Annotated in this window: 5 protein-coding genes and 2 pseudogenes; 4 read left to right on the forward strand and 3 right to left on the reverse strand. The window is 66.4% G+C overall.

Annotated elements, in window-relative coordinates:
* Positions 1-66 precede the first annotated feature (66 nt).
* Together H165_RS0116710 and H165_RS0116715 are read right to left on the reverse strand one after the other, a co-directional pair.
* The gene (locus H165_RS0116710; RefSeq protein WP_017940090.1) at positions 67-522 is read right to left on the reverse strand and encodes a hypothetical protein; all 456 of its coding nucleotides are present in this window, start codon (positions 520-522) and stop codon (positions 67-69) included.
* Between the two features lie 14 nt (positions 523-536).
* Positions 537-1748, reverse strand: a complete 1212-nt coding sequence (locus tag H165_RS0116715) for a pyridoxal phosphate-dependent aminotransferase (protein WP_017940091.1) — start codon at positions 1746-1748, stop codon at positions 537-539.
* A 174-nt stretch (positions 1749-1922) separates the two neighbouring features.
* Between H165_RS0116715 and msrB the strand changes: the two genes are divergently transcribed.
* The 3 genes and pseudogenes from msrB to H165_RS0116730 all read left to right on the forward strand — a co-directional run.
* Positions 1923-2324, forward strand: coding sequence for a peptide-methionine (R)-S-oxide reductase MsrB (msrB, locus tag H165_RS0116720; protein ID WP_017940092.1), 402 nt, complete (start codon positions 1923-1925; stop codon positions 2322-2324).
* Between the two features lie 131 nt (positions 2325-2455).
* A complete protein-coding gene (locus H165_RS0116725; protein ID WP_017940093.1) occupies positions 2456-2956 on the forward strand; it encodes a glutathione peroxidase in 501 nt (166 codons plus the stop codon).
* 112 nt (positions 2957-3068) lie between these two features.
* A pseudogene (locus H165_RS0116730) lies at positions 3069-3956 on the forward strand (ATP-binding protein); the annotation flags it as partial.
* Between the two features lie 43 nt (positions 3957-3999).
* Here H165_RS0116730 and H165_RS20030 read toward each other — a convergent pair.
* Positions 4000-4530 (reverse strand): annotated as a pseudogene (locus H165_RS20030) (alpha/beta fold hydrolase); the annotation flags it as partial.
* Positions 4531-5021: 491 nt separating this feature from the next.
* Here H165_RS20030 and H165_RS0116740 point away from each other — a divergent pair.
* Positions 5022-6355: L-serine ammonia-lyase (locus H165_RS0116740; protein ID WP_017940096.1), on the forward strand; the 1334-nt coding region annotated here is incomplete at its 3' end.

Below are 6355 nucleotides of genomic sequence, written 5' to 3' on the forward strand. Positions count from 1 at the left end.
GAAAGAGTTATTTGGACATGCCGGCTATATAAGGGTCGGCCCTGAGCCGTTCAAGGCTGGACTATTTCAAACTGTGTCGCCTGCGCCGCTCGAGGCAGGCTCGAAGAGCAGACGGGCCAGGCGCGCGACCTTCTCGCTGTTGCGGCTGGCCAGCGCCTCGCGCAGCTGGTTGGCGAGGGTGGCCTTGGCGCGGCGCACGCTGGGCGGCAGCTCGGCGTCGCCCTCGTGCACGCCATGGGGGATGGCACGGCTCAGGCGCAGGAAGCCCTTCTCAGTGAGCACCGCCTGGTCCAGAGCTTCGTAGGCAATGGTGGATTCGTAGCGCAGGTAGCCCTCGTCGGCCAGCCACAGCAGGGCGCCCAGGCAGCCCTGGTGGCGTTTGCTCGGCAGGCCGAACTCGTCCGGTTCCTCGCGGCCGATGAGGTCCTCGACGTACAGCGCGGTCTTGCGCGGGAAGGCCTGGTAGAGCAGCAGCAGGCCGGCCGCGCAGTCCTTGTAGAAGTCGTCGATGTGCAGATCCATGCGCTTGCCGGCGGTTACTGGCGGTAGGTCCTGAGGAAGTTGCCGATCCGCCCGATGGCCTGTTCCAGATCGTCGACGCGGGGCAGGGTGACCACCCGGAAATGGTCCGGCCACGGCCAGTTGAAGGCGGTGCCCTGGACGATCAGCAGCTTCTCGGAGAGCAGCAGGTCGAGCACGAACTTCTCGTCGTTGTGGATCGGGCAGACCTTGGGGTCGATACGCGGGAAGGCGTACAGTGCGCCCATGGGCTTGACGCAGCTGATCCCGGGGATGTCGTTGAGCATCTCCCAGGCGCGGTTGCGCTGTTCGTACAGGCGGCCCTGGGGCAGCACCAGGTCGTTGATGCTCTGGTAGCCACCCAGGGCGGTCTGGATGGCGTGCTGGGCCGGCACGTTGGCGCACAGGCGCATGTTGGCCAGAATGTCCAGGCCCTCGATGTAGCTGGCGGCCTTGTGCTTGGGCCCGGAAATGACGATCCAGCCGGAGCGGAAGCCGGCGATGCGGTAGCTCTTGGACAGACCGTTGAAGGTCAGGCAGAGCACGTCCGGGGCCAGAGAGGCGGTGGAGATGTGCACCGCGTCGTCGTAGAGGATCTTGTCGTAGATCTCGTCGGAGAAGATCACCAGGTTGTGCTGGCGGGCCAGCTCGACGATGTCCAGCAGCACTTCCTTCGAGTAGACCGCGCCGGTGGGGTTGTTCGGGTTGATCAGCACCAGGGCCTTGGTATTGGGGGTGATCTTCGCCTTCATGTCGGCGATGTCCGGGTACCAGTCGGCCTGCTCGTCGCACAGGTAGTGCACCGGCTTGCCGCCGGCCAGGGATACCGCGGCGGTCCACAGCGGGTAGTCGGGAGCCGGGATCAGCACCTCGTCGCCGTTGTTGAGCAGCGCCTGCATGGACATCACGATCAGCTCGGAGACGCCATTGCCCAGGTAGATGTCCTCGATGGTGACGCCTTCCACCTGCTTCTGCTGGTAGTACTGCATCACCGCCTTGCGGGCGCTGAACAGCCCCTTGGAGTCGCTGTAGCCCTGGGCGGTGGGCAGGTTGCGGATCACGTCTTGGAGGATCTCTTCCGGCGCCTCGAAGCCGAAGGGGGCGGGGTTGCCGATGTTCAGCTTGAGGATGCGGTTGCCTTCCTCCTCCAGGCGCTTGGCGTGCTTGAGCACCGGGCCGCGAATGTCGTAGCAGACGTTGGCGAGCTTGTTGGATTTGCTGACCTGCATTGGGATGTCCTGGAAATGTAAAACGATGCGGCGCGGGAGGCCGGGAACGGACAGCCGGGAAGCGGCTTGGCAGCCGGATGCGGGGCTGACAGACTGAAAGTGGCGCAATCATACGTGCGGCCCGTTTCCCGGAAAAGGGAAAGGGCCGGCTTTTTTGAAGTCCGAGGTCGAACCATGGATAAGCTCGAAAAACCCCTGGAGGTCTGGCGCGAGGAGCTCAGCGAGACGCAGTTCCACATCTGCCGCCTGGGTGGCACCGAGCGTGCCTTCACCGGCGAGTACTACGCCACCAAGACGCCCGGTACCTACCATTGTGTCTGCTGCGGCGCGGCGCTGTTCGATTCCGATGCCAAGTACGATTCCGGCAGCGGCTGGCCCAGCTACTTCCAACCGGTGTCCGCCGAGGCGCTGGTCGAGAAGGACGACTTCAGCCACGGCATGCACCGCATTGAGGTGAAGTGCGCGCGCTGCGATGCCCACCTCGGCCACGTATTCCCCGACGGTCCGGCGCCCACCGGGCTGCGCTACTGCATCAATTCGGCGTCGCTGAAGCTAGAACCGCGCGAAGCCCGGTAAGGGCGGCGGCATCCCGGCCTTAGGTAGGGTGATCGCCCATGTGCCAAGCGGCGCACGGATCGGGCCGAGGGCGTCGTGCGCACTGCGATTGCCCGCTATCCTGACCCTTCCACTCATCAGGGAGCCAGTCCATGGCCGATCCGCTGCTCGAGATTCCCGTCACCACCATCCAGGGCGAGGAGAAGACCCTTGCCGAGTTCGGCGCCCGTGCGTTCCTGGTGGTCAACACCGCCAGCCAGTGCGGCTTCACCCCGCAGTACCAGGGGCTGGAGGCGCTCTGGCAGGAGTTCCGCGAGCGCGGCCTGGTGGTCCTGGGCTTTCCCTGCAACCAGTTCGGTCGCCAGGAGCCGGGCGACGAGGCGGCCATCAGCCGGTTCTGCGAGCTGAACTACGGGGTCAGCTTCCCGCTGTTCCGCAAGATCGAGGTCAACGGCCCTGGCGTCCATCCGCTCTATGTGGCGCTGAAACAGCGCGCCCCGGGGCTGCTTGGCAGCCGGCGGATCAAGTGGAACTTCACCAAGTTCCTGCTCGACGGCGAGGGGCGCAGGGTCAGGCGCTTCGCGCCGACTACCAAGCCCGAGCAGCTCAGGGCCGAGATCGAGGCCTTGCTGGCCGCGCCCCGGCCATCCTGAGCTTGCCGGGGCGCGGCGCGCTGGCATAATCGGGGCCTTTTCCTCTTGCCGGGTGGCGCGGCCGGATGTGTCGGCGGGTCGCCCGCTCTCCGTTTTGCCAAAGGAGCGAACCGTGGATTCCCGCCTCAACGCCTTTCTCGACCGTGCTGAAGCCGTCCTGGCCCGACTCGAACCCCTGCTGCCCACCCCTCGCGTGGCCATAGACTGGGAGCGCTGCCTGGCCGCGCGCTGGCACCGCGAGGGCTACGGCGGCTATCTGCAGCCGCTGGAGGTGAGCCTGGACCTGCGCCTCGACGACCTGCTCGGCGTCGACCGCCAGCGCGAACAGTTGGCCCGCAACACCCGCCAGTTCGTCGACGGCCTGCCGGCTAACCACGCGCTGCTCTGGGGCGCCCGCGGCACCGGCAAGTCCTCGCTGGTCCGCGCCCTGCTGGCCGAGCACGCCGGCGCCGGGCTGCGGCTGATCGAGATCGAGCGTGACCATCTGGCCGACCTGCCGCGGGTGGTGGAGCAACTGGCCAAGCTGCCGCAGCGCTTCGTGCTGTTCTGCGATGACCTGTCCTTCGAGGCCGGGGAGGGCGATTACCGGGTGCTGAAGAGCGTGCTGGACGGCTCCCTGGAGCGCGCCCCGGACAACGTGCTGCTCTACGCCACCTCCAACCGCCGCCACCTGGTGCCGGAGAAGGAGAGCGATAACGAGAACTGGCAGCGGGTCGACGGCGAGCTGCATCCCGCCGAGGCGGTGGAGGACAAGATCGCCCTGTCCGATCGTTTTGGCCTCTGGCTGTCCTTCTATCCCTTCACCCAGGAGCACTTCCTCGCCGTGGTTCGTCACTGGATCGGCGTGATGGCGAAGAACGCCGGGCTGAGCTGGGACTGGGACGAGGCCCTGGAGAAGGAGGCGATTCGCTGGGCCCTGGGCCGCGGCAACCGCAACGGCCGCTGCGCCTACCAGTTCGCCCGCCACTGGGTCGGCCTGCAGCTGCTGGACGCGCAGGCATGTGGCGGTCCGGTTCGGCCAGCAGGCCGGCTAGGGCTTTCAAGGCGCGCGCCGGATTGCGCAGGAACATCAGCCGGTCCAGTGCCAGCAGCGGGCTGGCCAGGCGGGGGTGAATGCGCGCGAGGCCGAACATCGCCTTGAGCGCCGGCAGTTGCGTGGTGCGCAATTCGGGAATGTCCATCGGCCCCATGCCGGCTAATAGCCCGACATAGTCCAGGCGCTCACCAAGTTGGTGGGCGCAGGCCAGTGCGTAGGGGCCGCCGCAGGACACGCCGAGCACGCCGAAACGGCGGTGGCCGAGGGTGTCGGCCATGAAGGCCACATCCTCGGTCCAGTCGAGGATGCTGCGCCCGGGCTGGTAATCGGACCGGCCGAAACCCGGCCGCTCGGGCGCCACCAGGCAGACATTGGCCGCCAGCGCCTGTTCATGGTGCAGCGCCGCTTGCAGGCGGCTGCCGGGGAAGCCATGGAAGTAGTAGAGCGGGCGACCTTCGTGGGCGCCGTAGAGCTGATAGGCGAGGCTGCGGCCGTCAGGCAGCCGCAACCGCCGAGGCTGGGCATCGGGTCGTGTCATGGTGGTCTCGGTCTGGATCGGGGTGTGACTGGATCTGCTCGGCGGGTTCCAAGCTGATCAAGAATTGAACGCTGCCATTTATACCAGCGCCGAAATCCGCTGGTGCCGTGGGTTACAAAATTTAATCATGTGTTTAATTTGATTGTTTTTTGATCGGTTCCCCGCAAAGCCCGCACCACCGCCATTCGGGATCGGCACCCACACCTTATCCACAGTCCATTGCACAGCTTCTGGGGGCAGTTGTTTCGCAAGCGCCTGAAATAGCTCAAGAAGTGACCGTTCTTCGGCAAACGGCGCAGCGCCTGGGCCCGGGCGGAGGATCTACAGTTTATCCACAGCCTGATCCCCGGTTTCTGTGGGCGAGGGCGGTGGGCCGGTACATTTTCGGGTCGGATACGGACAGATTTCGCTGAGGCCGGATCGGGAGAATCCGCTGACAGGGGACGCGTGACGTCCCGAGGCAGCCCTGTAGATGCAGTCGAGGAACCGGCATGGCTATCAGCGTGTTCGACCTGTTCAAGATCGGTATCGGCCCTTCCAGTTCGCATACCGTGGGGCCGATGCGGGCGGCGGCGCTGTTCGCCACGGCGCTGCGCGAGCGTGGCCTGCTGGCGCAGGTGACGCGGGTCGAAGTGCGCCTGTACGGCTCGCTGTCGGCCACCGGCGTCGGCCACGGCACCGACCGCGCCACCCTGGTGGGGCTGATGGGCGAATGGCCGGACCAGGTCGACCCGAAGCAGATCGCCCCGCGCATCGAGGCGCTGAAGGCCTCCGGCGAACTGCTGCTGGACGGCCGTCATCCGGTGGCCTTCGACTGGCAGCGCGACCTGTTGCTGCTGGAGGAAAACCTGCCCTATCACCCCAACGCCATGACCCTGAGCGCCTTCGGCGAGTCGAGCGAAGTGCACCGCGACACCTACTACTCCATCGGCGGCGGTTTCGTCGTCGACGAAGCCCAGGCGAAGTCCGGCCAGCTGGACCAGGACACCACCGCACTGCCCTACGACTTCTCCACCGCCGAAGAGCTGCTGGAACTCTGCCAGCGCCACCAGCTGCGCGTCTCCGAACTGATGCTGGCGAATGAGAAGGCCTGGCGCAGCGAGGCGCAGATCCGCGAGGGACTGCTGCGTCTCTGGGCGGTGATGCAGGAATGCGTGAACAACGGCCTCAACGCCGAGGGCATCCTGCCCGGCGGGCTCAACGTGCGGCGCCGCGCCGCCCGGCTGTACCGCAGCTTGCAGGAGCTGGAACGGCCCAACGTGATCGGCACGACCATGAACGCCATGGAGTGGGTCAATCTCTACGCCCTGGCGGTCAACGAGGAGAACGCCGCCGGCGGGCGCATGGTCACCGCGCCCACCAACGGCGCGGCGGGGATCATCCCGGCGGTGCTGCACTACTACATGCGCTTCAACCCCGAGGCCAGCGAAGACGACGTGGTGCGTTTCTTCCTGGGGGCGGCGGCGGTGGGCATCCTCTGCAAGAAGAACGCCTCCATCTCCGGTGCCGAGGTGGGCTGCCAGGGGGAGGTGGGTTCGGCCTGCGCCATGGCCGCGGCGGGCCTGGCCGAAGTGCTCGGCGGTACCCCGCAGCAGGTGGAGAATGCCGCGGAGATCGGCCTGGAGCACAACCTGGGCCTGACCTGCGACCCGGTGGGTGGGCTGGTTCAGGTGCCCTGCATCGAGCGCAACGCCATAGCCGCGGTGAAGGCCATCAATGCCGCGCAGATGGCCCTGCGCGGCGACGGCGAGCACTTCATCTCCCTGGACCAGGTGATCCGCACCATGCGCGATACCGGTGCAGACATGCACGACAAGTACAAGGA

Source organism: Pseudomonas thermotolerans DSM 14292, assembly GCF_000364625.1.
Lineage (GTDB): Bacteria > Pseudomonadota > Gammaproteobacteria > Pseudomonadales > Pseudomonadaceae > Aquipseudomonas > Aquipseudomonas thermotolerans.